Origin of the sequence: Candidatus Azobacteroides pseudotrichonymphae genomovar. CFP2, assembly GCF_000010645.1 — a bacterium.
In the GTDB taxonomy this organism is placed as follows: Bacteria; Bacteroidota; Bacteroidia; order Bacteroidales; family Azobacteroidaceae; genus Azobacteroides; species Azobacteroides pseudotrichonymphae.
The window spans coordinates 415,911-435,129 of record NC_011565.1; the positions used below are offsets into that span (position 1 = coordinate 415,911).

Here is a 19,219-nt window from a genome sequence, read left to right on the forward strand (position 1 = left end):
CTTTTGCATAGAAAAGATACTTGATATATGAAAAGATACCGTACCTTCACACGGTAAATATGAAAAGTTATCTTCCAGATTTTATGTCAAAAGTACTTGTTATCGGAGCAGGAGGTGTAGGGACCGTTGTTGCACACAAAATAGCTCAAAATTGTGAGATTTTTAGCGAAGTGATGCTTGCCAGCCGTACTCTTTCAAAGGCCAAAGTTATTAGTGATGCCATTGGTACAAAGTATAAAAGTTGTAAAATACAAATAGTACAAATAGATGCTAATAAACTTTCTGAGCTAATAACTCTTTTTAGAAGTTTTAAGCCAGAATTAGTAATTAACGTGGCTCTTCCTTATCAAAATCTAACCATTATGGATGCTTGTATCGCTTGTGGAGTTAATTACTTAGACACAGCTAATTATGAGCCGGAAAATGAAGCTAAATTTGAGTACAAATGGCAATGGGCTTACCAAGATAAGTTTAAGCAGGCTGGATTGACTGCCATATTAGGTTGTGGGTTTGATCCTGGGACAACAAACGTATTCACTGCTTATGCAGTTAAGCATCACTTTGGAGAGATACATTATCTAGATATTGTAGATTGTAATGCTGGGGATCATGGGAAAGCATTTGCTACAAATTTTAATTCTGAAATTAACATACGCGAAATTACGCAAAAGGGAAAATATTGGGAGAATGGACAGTGGATTGTTACTGAACCGCATGAAATTCATAAAGTATTGAATTACCCAAATATAGGAAAAAAGGAATCTTATGTCATTTACCATGAAGAGCTAGAATCATTAGTCAAGCATTTCCCAACTCTTAAACGAGCTCGGTTTTGGATGACTTTTGGGCAAGAATATTTGACTCACTTGCGGGTCATTAAAAATATTGGTATGGCACGTATAGATTCGGTCCTCTATAACGGCATAGAGATTGTTCCAATCCAATTCTTGAAAGCTGTACTTCCCGACCCTGGTCTTTTAGGAAAAGACTATACAGGAGAAACAAGTATAGGTTGTCGAATCCGAGGGTTGGATAAGAGAGGGAAGGGACAAACTTACTATGTTTATAATAACTGTCGACACCAAGACTCATATAAAGAAACAGGTACACAAAGTGTGAGTTATACTACTGGTGTTTCAGCATCTATTGGGGCTATTTTGTTCATGAAAAATATTTGGAGTAAACCAGGTGTATTTAATGTGGAAGAATTCGACCCTGACCCGTTCATGGAGCAACTTCCAAAACAAGGACTTGCTTGGTACGAAATATTTAATGAAAATCTTGAGGTATAATTAATTTTTTTTTGTTTGGAATGTTGTTAAACCAGTATTTATGTTGTTGAACAAGCAAATCTTGAGGTTAAATTTAATTAATTTGTTTAACTTAGCTCATATGTTTTAACTTTGCATAAAGAGCGTTGGTTTATAGATTTTTTGTTTTTGTAAATATCTACGTTTTTGTAAATATCTACTCAAAAATTTTATTTTTTGAGTGCTGGATTAGTATATTTGTCAGATGTTAACCTGGGTGGATTATGTTTTGTAAGTTTTAGTTTTTATTAAGTTAATATTAAGTTAAGTTTTACTTCATTATGGTAAAAGTAAGCGTAATTGGTGCGGGAAATGTAGGAGCTACGTGTGCAAATGTGCTTGCATTTAATAGAATTGCCTCTACGATAGTTATGCTTGATGTAAAAGAGGGTATAGCAGAAGGGAAAGTGATTGATATGTTGCAGGCAGCGCAAACGTTAGGTTTTGAAACGAATATAATTAGTTCGACAAATAATTATGAATTGACTGCAGAATCGGATGTTATTGTTGTTACTTCAGGAATACCACGTGGGCCTGGTATGACGCGTGAAGAATTAATAGGTACAAATGCTAATATTGTAAAGAGTGTTGTTTCTCAATGTTTGGTTTATTCCCCCAATGCTGTATTTGTCATTATTTCCAATCCAGTGGATACAATGACTTATCTCGTATCGAGATTTACTGGAATTTTGAAAAGTAAGGTGATAGGTATGGGTGGGGTTTTAGATAGTTCTCGTTTCAAATATTATTTGAGAATTGCTTTGAAAGCTAATCCCTCTCAAATAGAGGGGATGGTTATTGGTGGACATGGGGATACGACAATGATTCCCTTGAAACGTCTGGCAACCTATAACGGAATCCCGGTTACTGAGTTGTTGTCTGTTGATGTTTTGAACAAAGTAGTTGCAGATACGATGGTTGGAGGTGCTACATTGACTGGTTTATTGGGAACTTCTGCATGGTATGCTCCGGGAGCTGCAGGAGCATATGTGGTGGAATCTATAGTAAAGGATTATAAGCGGATAATTCCTTCATGTGTTCTTTTAGAGGGAGAGTATGGGCAAGAGAATATTTGTATTGGAGTTCCTGTTGTAGTTGGTCGTTGGGGTGTTGAAAAGATAATAGATGTCGGACTGAATGTAGAAGAAAAGGCATTGTTTGAAAAAAGTGTGGAAGCCATTCGTAGGGTAAATAATATATTGTGAAAGAAGAAAAAATTTTGTAAAGGATTTTTTGTTAGGGTACAAATATAATTAAGATGATGATGCAACAAAATAGTATTTTGATAAAGAAAAAAAAAAAGAAATGTATATGGAAAATATTGTTTTTTCCAAAGTGATTCCTGCTGGAAAGCGAATTTATTATTTGGATGTAAGGCAAACTCGTAGAGGTGATATGTTTCTTACGTTGACAGAAAGCAAAAAAATCATAGAAAATTCTGAATCTAATGTTTTTCGTTTCGAGAAACAGAAGTTGTTCCTATATCAAGAAGATTTTAATAAATTCATGGAGGGTCTTGATGAGACAATTTCTTTTATTAGAAAAAAGGAGCGTGATAAATATACATCTTCCTTATGAAGGAAGATGTATATGGATATTATCAGGATTGGTGATATGTATTGGCATATCAGTCAATACACGCGGGAGAATACATTCTTTGAAAAGGTAGACAGATAAACTTATTGGAGTAAAAATAGAGTACGAAAAAAAGTTTGTTCCCTTATTTTTTTGTTTAATACCGTTGTATTTTGTAGGAGGTTTTTTACCGATAAGGGGAAAAAGTCGGTGGGGATGTGTGTATGTGGGATACAATCGGAGCATGGGGTTTTATGCGTATTTAAAATTTATTTGATTATTATTTATTGGTTGTTGGTTCTATATTATTTGCTGTCTTGGAGAAGTTGCGAAAATCGTAAGTGTATTATAAGGAAAAGATTTTGAACGGTGAGATTTGGTTAAAATTTTGTTACAAAGCAAAGTTTATACTTTTAAAGTGCTGAGTTTTTTGTTATTTTTGAACGCAAAAAAATGCAAAGGCGTTGTTGTGTATACAATGGCGTATCAATCATTGGGAAAGACTGTCGTAGATTTTAGGAAAAAAGGAATATGAGCGACGGTTCCTGTTAGGCAGATAGCAGGACAAAAGTAAAGCTTCAGTTATTTCTACAGCGTTATACTCTTTACGGAAAGAGAGTGTGATTTTATAGAGACTAAAAATAAAGACCAAATAACGATGCAGTTTATGTCGCCTTTTCTATTATCATATTTTTATTATAACTACGCAGCAATTTTTTAAGCAAAAGGGGAAAGTGAATTTAATTTAGAGAATTTAATCGGGGAAGGTTCTTTTTTGTTGCATATGGATTAATTAATGTTTTTGTTAAATGAGATTAGGGAGCGTTAGCACCTATAAACGAGAATCAAATAAAAGGCGGCATTATTAATGGAAATAAAGTGCTAATATTAATTACTCTTAGGGGAAAGGCTTCAATCAAGTTAGTTATACTAGCAGGCGTTGTATAATATTAATAATTGTTAACATATATTGTTCAGGAAATATAGCTTAATACGTATTTTATTGATCGTTAATCGATTACTATTAAGAGTGGTAAAAAAAAATAGGCATTTGTAAAGAAAATTGTTCTTTTCTCCATTTATTTTAAATTTGCTTTAAAAGCAGTAAGAATGAGTAAACAAAGTGCCGTACTTTTTGATTTGGATGGAGTAATAATTGATACTGAATTACAGTATAGTATGTTTTGGAAAACAATAGAAAAAAAATACCAACTAGGGATAGAAAATTTTGAACAATTGATCAAAGGGATGGTGTTTTCTGACATTTTATCGCAACACTTTTCTCATTTACCGAAAGAACAACAAAAAGAAATAGAAAGGGAGAGTCACGTTTTTGATATACAGTTGGAAATAAAGCTTATTCCGGATGTATTAGATTTTCTTTCCGAATTAAAAAATGTTAATATCCTTGTGGGTCTGGTAACAAGTTCGAATAATGCAAAGCTTATTCCCTTTTTCCAAAAGTTACCCATAAAACATTTGTTTAATACTGTCGTTTCAGCTGACCGCATTGATTTTGGCAAACCCCATCCAATGTGTTATTTGTTGGCGGCAAAAGATTTAGGAATCGATCCTTCAAACTGTATTGTATTTGAGGATTCTCGTAATGGAATTAAGGCTGGTAATGCTGCGGGAATGCAAGTAATTGGTTTATCTACTACGCTTTCTGCTGAAAGTATCCAGAATGATTGCATAAAGGTAATATCTGACTTTCGAAGTTTTCATCTTCCTTTTTAGTTATAAACTAAGTATTAGTCAGTATACTCATTTATGTGACTCCGTACTGTTGATTAGTATATGAAAAAGTTTCTTAAGTTCTCTTCGGGAAAAAATATCTGATTAACGGTGGATTTATGGTTAAATTTGGCTACATGAGATTTTGAAAAATAGAAAATAATTTCAGGTTCTACGTATATATAGGTGTATTTAGGAAGTGTACTCTCTCCATTAAAATGGATTTTAGTTCATCTCGACATGAATATCTTCAATGAATTAAAGAAAAAGAGAAATAGAGGAAAGATTGATTGAAAGGTTACGTGATTTCGATGATTATACTTTTCGGATTGATATTCACGACAGAAATGTGCTTAATCGTAACTTTTGGTGAAAAGTCGAAGAACTTAGTTATGTTAACTTAGTTATGTTAAATTAACGAGTTTGGAGTTTGGTCGTTTTCTTAAAAAAATAAATAAATTTGAAGTGATCAACCTGTTTCGAATTAATATAGATAGTGATCTATCAATGTTCGTGATGTGATTTTGTCCATTCGTGGTTTCCCTAATGACCAAAATGGGGCTTGAATCATCGGATATGGCTCGTGTCATGTAACAATTTATCGGCTATAAAAATCATCAAGGCACAGGTAATGGGATGTACGCAAATGCATTGCTATGTACAATTCAGTTTTTATTGGTTAGCAACCAAACCAAATAATTTACTATTTGCTAATAGTAATAATTAATATTTTAGTTTTAACGCTGATGGGCAATTATTACCAGTTTAAATCAGTTAGCTATCCATGATAACGAAAACGAAGGAGTCACTCATTTAGATGATTTTAATGAAAAGTTTCTTATTAAATCTACTCTGGACGAAATGATCGATTGTTACATGGTACTCTTAGCAAGAGAACAGAAAGTCTTTTCCAAATTTACATGGTAAAGGTTATAGTAGAACTGTGTGTAGTAAAACCGAGATAATAGTTACGTGTGATATATAATTAGGAGTTGTAAAACTATCACTTAATTCAAGGTATTTACGCCTCTTAAAAGACAGTCTTGACATAATTAGTTATAATACAGAGGGGAAGTGCCTATTTGTTGTTGGTTTTAAAGATTTATGCCGTCCAAACTCGTGACGGAGTCCAATAAAAGTTTCGAGAGGGTTGTGTTGAAGAGAATACTGATACAAAAATGCTTGTCGAGTATATATTTTCTGATGATTATTCGTACAAAGTAGTTGTAACAACTATTCAAAGAAATGGTTTAGCACGCGATGGTCATAAAAAAATATAAACAGCACTCACTTAGAAAAACTAAGAGACAAACGTATTTTTTTTATTTTTGACGAATACCATCGAAGATTTTCCTCAATGCACACTTATTTGGATTTATAGGTACGCCAAATTGTCGATGATAATACTTATGTACACAAAAGTTGATGAACAATGGGCTCTTCCTATAAAAGCACAGAAAATAATATATTTTAGAAATAGTTTTACGCTTATACCATTACTCATGTGGTTGATGATCGGAATGTACTGTGTTTCGTGTCGATTATTTTAATCCAGAAGGCAAACCAACCTTCGCCGTATCCGTAAGCGAAGAGAGCATTCTACATAGAAGAAAAACTATGTTTATTAAACACGATGATGTACACGTGGCGTATGTTGATTCAATTCACACCATCTATCAATAGTGTCATTGAATAATATTATGATTTGTTCAAGGAAGTACAGTTTCAACGGCAAGCTGAAGATGAGGACTTTTGTCTGTCAAATAATTGCTTGGCTTGTGTGTTCTCCCCTCCTGCCAAAGGCAGAAAAAGACATGTTGCAAATCTAGGAAGAGAGACTCTATTCAAGGGAATAGTAGACGATGAACAAGCCCCTATAGAAAGGCTAAAAGCTATCATTGTTGATTACAACAAACAGTACAACACCAATTATATAGTTATAAACTATATATAAATGAGCTCGACTCGAGCTACTAAAATGTGCAAGTTTATAAAAAATTATAAATTATAAATACAATAATACCAACTACTTGTGTAAGAACACAAATTGATATTTTAACTATAGGAAACATGCTACCTATAAGATTTTGGCTCCAAATACATAAACTATCTCTATAGGTTGATAAAAACCTTGAATACCATGGTTTGATTCAGTATTTCACGTATTAATTGTATCTACACACGACACTAAGCCGATATACTTTGATCTTCGAATGTAACCAAAAAGGCAGTAGATGATGCTATTGATTTGTTTATGGGAAAGAACATAAGTCATGTTTGAATAAAACACATCTATTCTTGACAAATTTATGAATTTTTATAGCAATTGGCATTGCACTCCCGAATAAGAAAATGATCTCAAGAACTACGCGATTTATTAACCATTTTAGAGAGATAACGATGTAGCTAAAAACTCGACTCGATCAATATATCTTGCTTTAAGCAAAGAAGAGGCACCTACTATAGAAAAAGATTACTGCTTAAAGAATAGCTGCTTGAATTTAGGGGAATGTATTTGGAAATGGCAAAGTGACTGAAAGAGATCAACAGGATAAGAATAAAAAGAAGCCAATCTAGAAGTACAACAATTGGATTTCGGATTTGTATTATATTTCTATTTCTTCTTCAAGAGTTAATTACGACTATATTATGAGGTTGATTGTTAAATTATACTCAGTACAAACTATCGAAATAGGAGATGGGATTCGAGAACAGCTTATTAATTCGCTTGGTTCAGTTGCCAATCTTTTTACAAATTTATCAGTTTCGAAAAGAGAGGGAATAGTCATTTCCACGCCGTGTCCCAATGGAAAAAACAGAAGGGAATGATTCCCACATGCTGAAATATTAATTGCTATTGTTAGCATAGTACCTCTGGAAGGAGAAATTGACATAATGGAAACAGTCAGTTAGTTAGCTAAGCTTGGAAGACAGGAGACTGGAACAAAAGCTAGACCGAATAAGTTTTTGAAAAAACTTAGCTTGAAACGAGAGTACAAGGATCAAAAGCTTGCTAAGGGCCATCAGGAGTCAAGCTATTTATTTTCAGTACCCAGAGCCGGGATCGAACCGGCATGGAAGCAAATCCACTGGTGTTTGAGACCAGCGCGTCTACCGATTCCGCCATCTGGGCTTTCCCGAAAGAAGTGACGAAGTTAGAAATACTTTTCCTGTCTACAAAAAATCCTTATTATTTATTTACTTTTGTAGCCAAATCATTTCCGTTAAATCTAGATGAAAACTATCAACCAGACACAGGACGAAATCATTGAGGAATTTTCCGTTTTCGAAGACTGGCAGGATAAATATACTTTACTGATTGAAATGGGAAACGAATTACCTGTGCTGCAGGCTCAATACAAAACAATAAATAATTTGATAGAAGGATGTCAGAGCCGTGTATGGCTCGCCGCTGAAAGAATTAATGATAAAATAATCTATCAAGGCGACAGCGACGCGATCATTGTAAGGGGGATCGTTTCCCTGTTAATTCGTGTTTTTTCCCATCACACTCCGGATGAAATTCTGGATACAAATCTGTATTTCGTCGATGTGATCGGATTAAAAGCTCACCTTTCCCCTACTCGCTCTAATGGTTTAGTTGCAATGTTAAAACAAATGAAGCTCTATGCCTTAGCTTTCAAGAATATTTGTTGATAAATGAGAAAATTGAAAATTACCGAGCTCAACCGTATTAGTAAAGAAGATTTTAAAGAAGTTAAAAAAAATCCTTTAGTTGTAGTATTAGATAACATACGTAGTCTCAATAATGTAGGTTCAGTATTTCGTACGTGTGATGCTTTCCGCGTAGAAACCGTTTATCTGTGTGGAATTACTGCAATTCCTCCCAACGTTGAGATTCATAAAACGGCATTAGGTGCGGAGGATTCGGTCAATTGGAAATATTCACCTATTACTCTGAGAATTGTAGAAGAACTTCATCAGAAAGGCTATCAAATCATAGCTGTGGAACAAGCGGAAGAAAGCATTATGCTTGATGAATTTCAATCAAAATATTCCAAACAAGCTATTATATTAGGCAATGAAGTACACGGAATAGATCAAGAAGTAATGAATCAATGCGATGCATGTATTGAAATACCTCAGTTCGGAACAAAGCATTCACTCAATGTATCAATAACAGCAGGGATTGTAATATGGGAAATTACAAAGAATTCTTTTATAAGAAAAAATGGTTTTTAGCTTTATTAAAAGGATCCTTATCATTAAAAGGATACTTATCTTTACATATTCAAGGGTAGGTGTTGTTAGGTCGCTTGTTATATGCGTATTTATGTTCACATATACAAAAAAACTAGTCTACTAGTAGTCTAACAGACGTACTGCGATATTATCGCAGATATATACAAAAAATAGCTTTTAAAGCACTTATGTACACTTTGATGTTGTAGGGATTTTGATTACATTTAAAGTTCGTCAGTTGATATTATTAGTAGTTTGTCTTGTGGTAAAATCAGAAGTAGAGGGGGATGGCATTCAGCCAAGGGGTCTCTCCCCATTTGCTTGCAAAGAAAAAAGATATCTTAGATGTGTTTTTTCATTTGTTGAAGCCCATTTAGTTTTTCATATGTTCTGATAGTTGTATCAGAATACAGATATGTGTGTAGACAAAGTCTTTTTATGTCTCGAACTAATTTATTGTTCTTTTTGTTTTGTTTTTTTTTGTTTCTAAAAGGCTGGCATAAATAAACCAATCAGCATCATTATTCGTGCTATATTTTTAGTTTTAAAAAAAAGGAGAAATATCATTTTGAAAAGGCACATTTTATTGCTTTTGTAACTGTATTGGGAACAGTCTAGCAAAACTAAATAGGAAACACTAACGGTACCTCATACAACAGAGATAAATAAAAAAATACTTTTGTATTCTTTAAAGAAAAAATTACATACATATATACATATGAAAATACAGTTACGTAGCCATGAGAGTACTTATGGACGCAAAATGGCAGGAACACGTGCTTTGTGGAAAGCTAACGGAATGAAGGTAGAACAGTTTAATAAGCCCATCATTGCTATTGTTAATTCCTTTACACAATTTGTACCTGGGCACGCACATTTGCACGAAGTAGGCCAATTTGTCAAATCAGAGATAGAGAAACAAGGATGTTTTGCGGCTGAATTTAATACCATTGCTATCGATGACGGTATTGCAATGGGACATAATGGAATGTTATATTCTTTGCCTTCACGTGATTTGATAGCTGACAGTGTGGAGTATATGATACAAGCACACAAAGCTGATGCTATGGTCTGTATTAGCAACTGCGATAAGATTACACCAGGGATGCTAATGGCTTCTATGCGACTAAATATCCCTACTGTTTTTGTATCTGGCGGTCCGATGGAAGCTGGAAATTTGAATGGAAATAGGTTAGATTTAATTGAGGTTATGGTGCAAAGTGCTGACGCCTTTGTAAGCGATGAACAAGTTCGTCAAGTGGAATTGAATGCTTGTCCTACATGTGGTTCGTGTTCTGGGATGTTTACTGCCAATTCCATGAATTGCTTGAACGAAGCAATTGGCTTAGCATTACCTGGCAATGGAACCATTGTGGCTACCCATACTCGCCGAAAACAACTTTTTGCAGATGCAGCCAGCTTAATAGTCAAAAATACTTATAAATACTATGAAAAAGGAAATGAGAACGTTCTCCCTCTGAGTATTGCGACTCGTGAATCTTTCTTAAATGCTATGACGTTAGATATCGCTATGGGTGGATCTACTAATACAATTTTACATCTTTTAGCTATTGCTCATGAAGCAGGAGTAGACTTTACAATGCAAGATATAGATACTCTTTCTCGTAAGACGCCTTGTCTTTGCAAAATTTCACCCAATGCCAGTAAATATTACATTCAAGATGTAAATCGTGCAGGGGGTATTATAGGTATTCTATCAGAATTACATAAAAGTAAATTGATAGATGTTTCCGCTAAACGAGTAGATGGTTTGACTGTAGCAGAAGCTATTCGTCAATTTGACATCTGTAGTACAGATGTCACAAAAGAGGCATTGAATAAGTATAAATCTGCTCCTGGGAATAGGTTTAATCTTGTCATGGCATCTCAGCAAAATGATTACGATACATTGGATACTGATCGAATGAATGGATGTATCCGCAGTACAAAGTACGCTTATAGTGAAGATGGAGGGTTAGCTATATTAAAAGGTAATATAGCAATGGATGGATGTGTAGTAAAAACTGCTGGTATAGATGAAAATATTTTTCTATTTTCAGGACCTGCTAAGGTATTTGATTCTCAAGAATCTGCTTGTAGAGGAATTTTAGAGGGAAAAATTGTTAGTGGAGATGTAGTAGTGATTATTTACGAAGGTCCTAAAGGTGGTCCTGGAATGCAAGAAATGCTATATCCTACTTCTTATATTAAATCACGTCATTTAGGTAAAGGATGTGCTTTAATTACCGATGGTCGTTTTTCAGGGGGGACATCTGGCTTATCTATTGGACATATATCGCCAGAAGCTGCTGCAAGTGGGAATATTGGGTTAGTTAGAAATAACGATATAATCGCTATTAATATTCCTGAAAGAACAATCAATGTATTATTGTCAGAAGAAGAATTAGCAAAAAGGAGAAAGGAGGAATTACAACGTGGAGATGCAGCCTTTACTCCACCAAATCGGAAGAGAATAGTTCCAAAAACATTGAGAGCATACGCCTCAATGGTTAGTTCGGCAGATAAAGGGGCTGTACGGATCATCTAAAAGAGTTTCTTGTTGTTATTATTATGTCTTCAATGAAGACTTGAGATATTAAATAATAAGGAATTCACCTTTTATTACACATAAGTAAAAGGTGAGTATCAGTCTTGTAGGGGAATTATCACAAGATTATTGTCTCTATGCGAAAAAAACGATTGATATAGATTTTATTTGTGTAATTCTTTGTATTCCTTTTGGATTTAAAACTTTATTTCATAAGGAGAGTTTTAAAGCAATAGAAATAACGCTTCTATTGCAGTGAATTTCCATGAAGTGTTACTATCAATACACGGATGAAATCGTTCATATGAAATTAGGGGTAGGGGAATAAGAAAATATTCGGATAAAAGGATAATTGACTTCTATTTCGTTTTTTATCTAAAATTTGGAATAAGATTTCCAGAGAAATATTTATTAGTGAATAAAACTTCTTTTGTGAAGAAAGGTTGGGTAGTAAAGTTGTGTGTTTTATCAAGAGATCTATTTGTTAAAATACAGATCCAATATCTGTTTCGCAGCCATAAAAGAGCTAATTTTAGAATTCAATACTTGTTGCTCTTTAATTGCTAATTCTTTTCCAACATTGGCAGATTGGTAAAAATGACTTTTCAATTGTTCGTTGATGCTTTCATACATCCAATATTTTGCTTGTTCATTTCTCTTAAAATTAAAATAGCCGCTTGCCTTAGTAAAAGTTATATATCGATAGATTGTATCCCAGATTTCAGTGATGCCAGTTTTATAATGACCTGAATAAGTCATCACTTTTGGAATCCATCCGGAAAGAGGTAAAGGGAACAAGTGTAAAGCATTACGATATTGAGCGGCTGCTAAATTGGCTTTTTCAATATTATTGCCATCGGCTTTATTAACAACTACTCCGTCCGCCATTTCCATAATTCCCCGTTTAATACCTTGCAATTCATCGCCTGTACCTGCCACTTGTATTAAAAGGAAGAAATCTACCATAGAATGAACAGCTGTTTCAGATTGTCCTACTCCAACTGTTTCTACGAAAATCGTATCGAAGCCAGCAGCTTCGCATAGAATAATTGTTTCTCTTGTTTTTCTTGCCACACCGCCTAAAGAACCAGCCGATGGCGAAGGGCGAATGAAAACATTTGTTTCGCGAGAAATTTCTTCCATCCTTGTTTTATCCCCTAGGATGCTACCTTTGGATCGCTCACTACTGGGATCTATTGCCAAAACAGCCAATTTCTTATTTCTATCATGAACTAGGTGTATACCGAAAGCATCGATGGATGTTGATTTTCCTGCTCCCGGCACACCAGTAATTCCAATTCGGATGGAAGAGCCTGAGTAAGGCAAGCATTTTTCAACTATTTCTTGAGCAATTTTTTGATGTTCGCTTTTCCCGCTTTCTATCAAAGTTACAGCTTGGCTTAGGATAGTAATATTTCCCTTTAGTATTTGTTCAGTATATTCACTAGAGGTATACTGTAAGCGTTTTTTCTTGATTTGGAAGTAAGGGTTAGTTATTGGGGGTGAAATGATTCCTTTCTTGACAGTCAAACCTTTGTATTGCTTGTCGTTTTCTAGGTGATATTGCATGAATTAGAAATAAATTTTCATTGAAACAAAAGTAACAAATAATTTTGTGTGATTAAACGAATTGTTTTGTTTCAGATCATAGAATGCCATAATAGAATGGCATATAGGGAATAGAAATTTGTAGGAGACAAATAAAACAATTATATTTGTCTCTCATAGAGACTAAAAGTTGCTTGAGATATGGTTGGAAATAAATATCTGTCAATTCTTGGTTTTTGATTTATAATCTTAACTTTTTTAGTTTTTGTTAGATGAAAGAAATTGGTTTATATCATCCAGATTATGAACATGATGCGTGTGGTGTTGGATTATTGGTTGATATTCATGGTAACAAATCTCATGATATTGTTGAGAAGGGGTTACAGATATTAGAACATATGCTTCATCGGGGTGCAGAAGGTGCTGACTGTAATACTGGTGATGGGGCAGGAATAACTTTGCAAATTCCACATGAATTTATTTTACTTCAGGGAGTTCCAGTCCCTGAGAAAGGGAAATATGGTACGGGATTAGTATTCCTCCCTAGGAGTAAGAGTCAGGCTTCTCTTTGTATGGATGTATTGCAAAATGTTGTAGAGCAGGAAGGTCTAAGGTTACTTGCTATACGTGATGTTCCTGTTAATGGTGATATTTTGGGAGAAATTTCCTGTTCTAATGAACCAACTATCAAACAAATTTTTATTGTTGGTGAAGATTGTCCAGAAATATTGGAAAGGAAATTATATGTTGCTCGTCGAAAAGTAGAAAATAAGATTTGTAAATCTTCCTTGGACGATAAGGGAAGTTTTTATGTTGTAAGTCTTTCCACTCAACGTATTACATATAAGGGGATGCTTTCTTCTACTCAGTTGAGAGACTACTTTTCGGATTTAACTAATCCATATTTTACGAGTGGGTTGGCATTAGTACATTCGCGTTTTAGTACGAATACTTTTCCTAGTTGGAATTTAGCACAGCCTTTTCGTTTATTAGGTCATAATGGTGAAATTAATACTATTCGTGGTAATCGTTATTGGATGGAGGCTCGGGAAAGTGTAATGCGGGTTCCCGAATTGGGAAATGTAGAAGATATTTTTCCGGTGATTCAATCTGAAATGTCGGATAGTGCTTCATTGGATAATGTACTTGAGTTCTTAGTAATGTCTGGAAAATCTTTTCCACATGCTTGGTCTATGTTAATCCCTGAAAGTTGGAATAATAAAAATCCAATTTCCGATGAATTGAAGGCATTCTATGAATATCATAGTATCATTATGGAGCCATGGGATGGCCCTGCAACACTATTGTTCACTGACGGACGCTATGCGGGAGGGATATTGGATAGAAATGGACTTCGTCCAGCTCGTTATTTGATTACTAAAAATGGGATTATGGTTGTAGCTTCTGAGGCGGGGGTATTGCCCTTCGAGCCGATTGAGATTAAAGAAAAAGGCCGTTTGCAGCCGGGTAAAATGTTGATGATAGATACGCTTGATGGTAAGATTTATTATGATTCTGAATTAAAAGCAGAATTGGCAAATGCACATCCATATAGGGACTGGATGGATAGAAATCGCATTATACTAGATAAAATATATTCGGGGAGGACAGTTGAATATGGAGTTGATAATTTATTAGTGTATCTAAAAGCCTTTGGTTATACAAAAGAGGATATAGATAAAATTATTATTCCGATGGCAATTGAAGGAAAAGAACCCATTGGTTCGATGGGCAATGATGTCCCATTGGCAGTGTTGTCTGATAAGCCGCAACGCTTATTTAACTATTTTCGTCAATTGTTTGCTCAAGTAACTAATCCTCCTATTGACCCTATTCGGGAGGAGTTGGTAATGTCCTTGTCTTTATATGTAGGTTGCCAGGATGTAAATATTTTATTGCCAACTCCAGAACTGAGTAAAATGGTGAAATTACAAAGTCCGGTGATCGATAATCGAGATTTAGATATTTTGATGCATTTGGGTTATAAGGGGTTTAGATCCTTGTTACTTCCAATGTTATTCAAAGTAAAAGGAGGCAAAAAAGAAGTTGTGCAGTCATTATCTGATGCGTTGAGTAGTCTTTGTCAACAAGCTGAAAAAGCAGTAGACGACGGTTATCATTATATCGTTTTGAGTGATAAAGAAATTAGTAGAGACAGATCAGCTATTCCTTCTTTGTTAGCGGTTTCTGCAGTTCACCATCATTTAATTAACAAACGTAAACGAATGCAAATTGCTATTGTAGTGGAAACTGCAGAAGCTCGAGAAGTGAATCATTTTGCCTTGCTGTGTGGGTTTGGAGCTACTGCTGTTAATCCTTATATGGCATTTGCTATTTTGTATGAAAAGGTAAGGACTCATGAAATCCAATTGGATTATCATACGGCAGAGAAAAATTATGTTAAATCTATCAATAAAGGGTTGTTGAAAGTGCTCTCCAAGATGGGTATTTCTACTTTGCGTTCGTACCGGGGGTCGCAGATTTTTGAAGCTGTTGGGATTAGTCAAAAAGTATTGGATTCTTATTTTGAGGGTATGAAATCGCGAATAGAAGGAATAGATTTGTCTGATATTGCTCAAGATGCTGTGTTGTTTCATTTGAGTGCTTTTGAAGAAAAAAAGCAAAAGATGACAAATTCGAAATTGTCTGTTGTTTATCAATTGGATAATAATGGTTTTTATTCATTTCGGAAAGGAGGAGAATGTCATGCGTGGAATCCAGAAACTATTTCTAAACTGCAAATGGCTACTCGTACAGGGGACTACAAAAAATTTAAGGAATATACAAATATTGCAGACAATAAGTCTCCTCGGATATTTATCCGTGATTTTATGACTTATAAACGAAATCCAATAAATATTTCTGAAGTTGAACCAGTGGAAACTATTACGAGGCGATTTGTTACGGGGGCAATGTCATTCGGTTCTATTAGTAAGGAAGCCCATGAATCCATGGCTATTGCCTTGAATATGTTGAATGGAAAGAGCAATACTGGTGAGGGTGGAGAAGATCCTATTCGTTTCAAGGTTGGGAAAGATGGATTGAATCGTCGTTCAGCGATTAAGCAGATAGCATCGGGGCGTTTTGGTGTTACAACTGAATATTTGATTAATGCTGATGAATTGCAAATTAAGATTGCACAGGGGGCGAAACCGGGGGAGGGAGGACAACTCCCTGGTTTTAAAATAGATAAAATCATAGCTAAAACTCGTCATTCTATACCAGGTATTACATTGATTTCACCACCCCCTCATCACGACATTTATTCTATTGAAGATTTGGCGCAATTGATTTTTGATCTGAAAAATGTTAATACTCATGCTCGTATTTCTGTAAAACTAGTAGCAGAAATTGGAGTGGGGACTATTGCTGCTGGTGTAGTAAAGGCTAAGGCTGATTCAATTGTTATTGCTGGTTCGGATGGAGGAACTGGTGCGAGTCCGATGAGTTCTATTAAGCATGCTGGTGTTTCGTGGGAATTGGGTTTGTCGGAAACACAACAAACATTGGTTATTAATAATCTTCGTGGTTTTGTTCGTTTGCAGGTAGATGGTCAGTTGAAAACAGGTAAAGACATCATCATTGCATCTCTTTTGGGTGCTGAAGAGTACGGTTTTGCTACTAGTGCTTTGATTGTTTTAGGATGCGTAATGATGCGTAAATGTCATTTGAACACTTGTCCGGTTGGGATTGCTACACAAAACGAAGTGTTGCGAAAACGGTTTAAAGGTAGATATGAATATTTAATTCATTTTTTTACTTTTTTGGCAGAGGAGGTTAGAGAACATTTGGCTCAGATGGGTTATCGTAGTTTAAATGAAATTATTGGGCGTTCAGACTTGATCGAACTTCAATACTTAAATACAAATTCAAAAATAAAGAAATTAAATTTTTCTAAACTAATAGAGTTTATTAAAAATGGTAATGATATTAGTTGTACTAAACAACAAGATCATAAGATTAAATGTGTATTAGATAGAGAAATTATTAGCGAGGCCAAACAAGCAATTGAAAAATCGCTTCCAGTTGAAATGAATATGGTTATTGGAAATACTGATCGTGCCGTTGGTGCTATGCTTTCGGGTGAAATAGCCCAAAGATATGGGAATGCTGGCTTACAGGACAATACTATTATAGTTAATTTTAAGGGTTCAGCGGGACAAAGTTTTGGGGCGTTTCTTGTAGCTGGAATATCATTCTATTTGGAAGGTGAAGCGAATGATTATTTGGGCAAGGGATTGTCTGGTGGTAAAATTTCTTTAGTTCCACCTAAAACTGTTTCTTTCCTTCCAGAGGAAAATATTATTGGAGGGAATACTTTGTTATATGGAGCTACGTCTGGTGAAGTATACATCAACGGGCAAGTAGGTGAGCGTTTTTGTGTAAGAAATTCTGGAGCTATTGCTGTAGTGGAGGGTGTAGGGGATCATTGTTGCGAGTATATGACAGGTGGTAGGACAGTTGTATTAGGCAAAACAGGGAAAAATTTTGCTGCTGGTATGAGTGGTGGTTTAGCTTATGTATTGGATATAAACGGCAAATTTGATTATTTTTGCAATATGGAGATGGTGGAATTAACGTTAGTAGAAGATAAATCAGATAGTCTAGAATTGTATGGATTAGTTAAAAAACATTTTTTCCATACCCAAAGTCCTTTTGCTAAGCGCATTCTTAATAATTGGGAAGGATATTTGAAACATTTTATTAAAATAACTCCAATTGAGTATAAGAAAGTATTACAAGAAGAAAAAATGGAGGCAATAAGAAAAAGAATAGAGCTGGTAGAATCAGACTACTAAATTATAAAAGATTACTAATTGTAAAGGAGAATTGAGAAGGTTTTGTATCTTTTCCATTTTCCATTTTCGAAAATTATGGGTAACTCAAGGGCATTTTTGACAATAAATAGGAAAGAGGCTGGTTATCGACCAATACTAGAACGGATTAATGATTTTGGGGAGGTTGAGCAAACACTTAATAGTGAAGATAGGGTATTGCAAGCTTCTCGTTGTATGGAGTGTGGTGTGCCGTTCTGTCATTGGGCATGTCCAATTGGGAATTCGGTTCCAGAATGGCAGGATTTGTTATATAAAGGTAGGTGGCAAGAAGCGTACAATGTACTTATTTCTACGGATAGTTTTCCGGAATTTACAGGACGTATTTGTCCTGCGTTGTGTGAAAAGAGTTGTGTGTTGAATTTGGAAAATCAGCCATTAACTATTCGAGAGAATGAAGTTGCTATAGTTGAATATGCTTTTTCGGAAGGATATGTAGTTCCAAGAGTTCCATTATATCGTAGTGGTAAGAGGGTAGCTATTATTGGTTCTGGTCCAGCAGGATTGGCTGTGGCTGATATGTTAAATCAGAAAGGGCATATGGTTGTTGTTTATGAAAAAGATGAGTATGTGGGGGGATTATTGCGTTTGGGTATTCCTGATTTCAAATTGAATAAAGAAATTGTTGAACGGCGTTTGAATATTTTAAAAATGGAGGGGATTGAATTTAAAACACGGGTAGAGGTAGGAAAGGATATTTTGGTGAATAAATTATTATCTGAATATGACGCTATATGTTTGGCTGTGGGATCGGGAGTGCCTCGTGATTTGCCTATTAAGGGAAGAAATTTGAAAGGTATTCATTTTGCTTTAGATTTTTTGAAACAACAAAATCGTGTTGTAAGTGGACAAATAATTTCTTCTGCTGAACATATTTCAGCTAAGGGGAAAAATGTATTAGTTATTGGGGGTGGAGATACAGGTTCAGATTGTGTGGGGACATCTGTTCGTCAAAAGGCAGCAAAGGTTACGCAAATAGAAATTTTACCAATGCCCCCTGAAGGTGTTAATGCGGAAACACCTTGGCCTACTTATCCGAATATTTTGAAAATATCTAGTTCTCATGAGGAAGGCTGTGAACGTCGGTGGTCGTTGGTATCTAAACAATTTCTTGGCGAAGAAGACAAAGTCACAGGAGTGAAAGTTGTTGAAGTAGAGTGGATAAAAAATTCTAAAGGGTGTTTAACTATGAAAGAAACAGGTAAAGTAGAGATTATATCTGCTGAATTGGTGTTGTTGTCTATGGGTTTTACTCAACCTGTCCATGAAGGATTGTTGGATGATTTAGGAGTTAGGTATGACATTAAAGGGAATGTGGAGGCTATTAAGCCTAGTGAATCTTCTGTTCGGAAAGTGTTTGTTGCAGGTGATGTAACGAGTGGTGCGAGTTTGGTAGTACGTGCCATTGATTCTGGAAGGAAAGCCGCTGAGGCAATAAATATCTTTCTAAGATAGAATTCGTCATC

Annotated in this window: 11 protein-coding genes and 1 tRNA gene; 10 read left to right on the forward strand and 2 right to left on the reverse strand. The window is 35.1% G+C overall.

Annotated features, from left to right (window positions below; translation table 11 throughout):
* Positions 1 to 83: 83 nt before the first annotated feature.
* The 5 genes from CFPG_RS01740 (at position 84) to CFPG_RS05490 (ending at position 7,448) form a co-directional block, all read left to right on the forward strand.
* Positions 84 to 1,292, forward strand: coding sequence for a saccharopine dehydrogenase family protein (locus CFPG_RS01740; protein ID WP_012573328.1), 1,209 nt, complete (start codon positions 84 to 86; stop codon positions 1,290 to 1,292).
* A gap of 299 nt (positions 1,293 to 1,591) precedes the next feature.
* Positions 1,592 to 2,515, forward strand: a complete 924-nt coding sequence (locus CFPG_RS01745; protein ID WP_012573329.1) for a malate dehydrogenase — start codon at positions 1,592 to 1,594, stop codon at positions 2,513 to 2,515.
* Positions 2,516 to 2,621: 106 nt separating this feature from the next.
* A complete protein-coding gene (locus CFPG_RS01750; protein ID WP_012573330.1) occupies positions 2,622 to 2,888 on the forward strand; it encodes a DUF3276 family protein in 267 nt (88 codons plus the stop codon).
* A gap of 1,107 nt (positions 2,889 to 3,995) precedes the next feature.
* Entirely contained in the window at positions 3,996 to 4,622 is a 627-nt protein-coding gene (locus CFPG_RS01755; RefSeq protein ID WP_012573331.1) for an HAD family hydrolase, read from the forward strand.
* A 2,646-nt stretch (positions 4,623 to 7,268) separates the two neighbouring features.
* Positions 7,269 to 7,448 carry a hypothetical protein gene (locus CFPG_RS05490; RefSeq protein ID WP_265348039.1) on the forward strand — a complete coding sequence of 60 codons (180 nt, stop codon included), beginning with the start codon at positions 7,269 to 7,271 and terminating at the stop codon, positions 7,446 to 7,448.
* A 220-nt stretch (positions 7,449 to 7,668) separates the two neighbouring features.
* On the opposite strand, the gene CFPG_RS01765 is transcribed toward CFPG_RS05490, so the two are convergent.
* A tRNA-Leu gene (locus CFPG_RS01765) sits at positions 7,669 to 7,752 on the reverse strand.
* 101 nt (positions 7,753 to 7,853) lie between these two features.
* On the opposite strand from CFPG_RS01765, the gene CFPG_RS01770 reads away from it, so the two are divergent.
* From CFPG_RS01770 to ilvD, 3 genes are all read left to right on the forward strand, one after another.
* On the forward strand, positions 7,854 to 8,276 hold the full coding sequence (locus tag CFPG_RS01770; RefSeq protein WP_012573332.1) for a SufE family protein: 423 nt from the start codon (positions 7,854 to 7,856) through the stop codon (positions 8,274 to 8,276).
* Between the two features lie 3 nt (positions 8,277 to 8,279).
* Positions 8,280 to 8,822 (forward strand): RNA methyltransferase, encoded by a 543-nt coding sequence (locus tag CFPG_RS01775; RefSeq protein WP_012573333.1) that lies wholly within the window; start codon positions 8,280 to 8,282, stop codon positions 8,820 to 8,822.
* A gap of 718 nt (positions 8,823 to 9,540) precedes the next feature.
* A complete protein-coding gene (gene ilvD, locus CFPG_RS01780) occupies positions 9,541 to 11,370 on the forward strand; it encodes a dihydroxy-acid dehydratase (RefSeq protein WP_012573334.1) in 1,830 nt (609 codons plus the stop codon).
* A 477-nt stretch (positions 11,371 to 11,847) separates the two neighbouring features.
* Here ilvD and meaB read toward each other — a convergent pair whose 3' ends face one another.
* Entirely contained in the window at positions 11,848 to 12,939 is a 1,092-nt protein-coding gene (gene meaB / locus CFPG_RS01785) for a methylmalonyl Co-A mutase-associated GTPase MeaB (RefSeq protein ID WP_012573335.1), read from the reverse strand.
* 251 nt (positions 12,940 to 13,190) lie between these two features.
* On the opposite strand from meaB, the gene gltB reads away from it, so the two are divergent.
* Both gltB and CFPG_RS01795 read left to right on the forward strand, forming a co-directional pair.
* Positions 13,191 to 17,717: a glutamate synthase large subunit gene (gene gltB, locus CFPG_RS01790; RefSeq protein ID WP_012573336.1), complete on the forward strand. Its 4,527-nt coding sequence runs from the start codon at positions 13,191 to 13,193 to the stop codon at positions 17,715 to 17,717.
* 75 nt (positions 17,718 to 17,792) lie between these two features.
* A complete protein-coding gene (locus CFPG_RS01795) occupies positions 17,793 to 19,208 on the forward strand; it encodes a glutamate synthase subunit beta (protein WP_012573337.1) in 1,416 nt (471 codons plus the stop codon).
* The last annotated feature ends 11 nt before the right edge of the window (positions 19,209 to 19,219 follow it).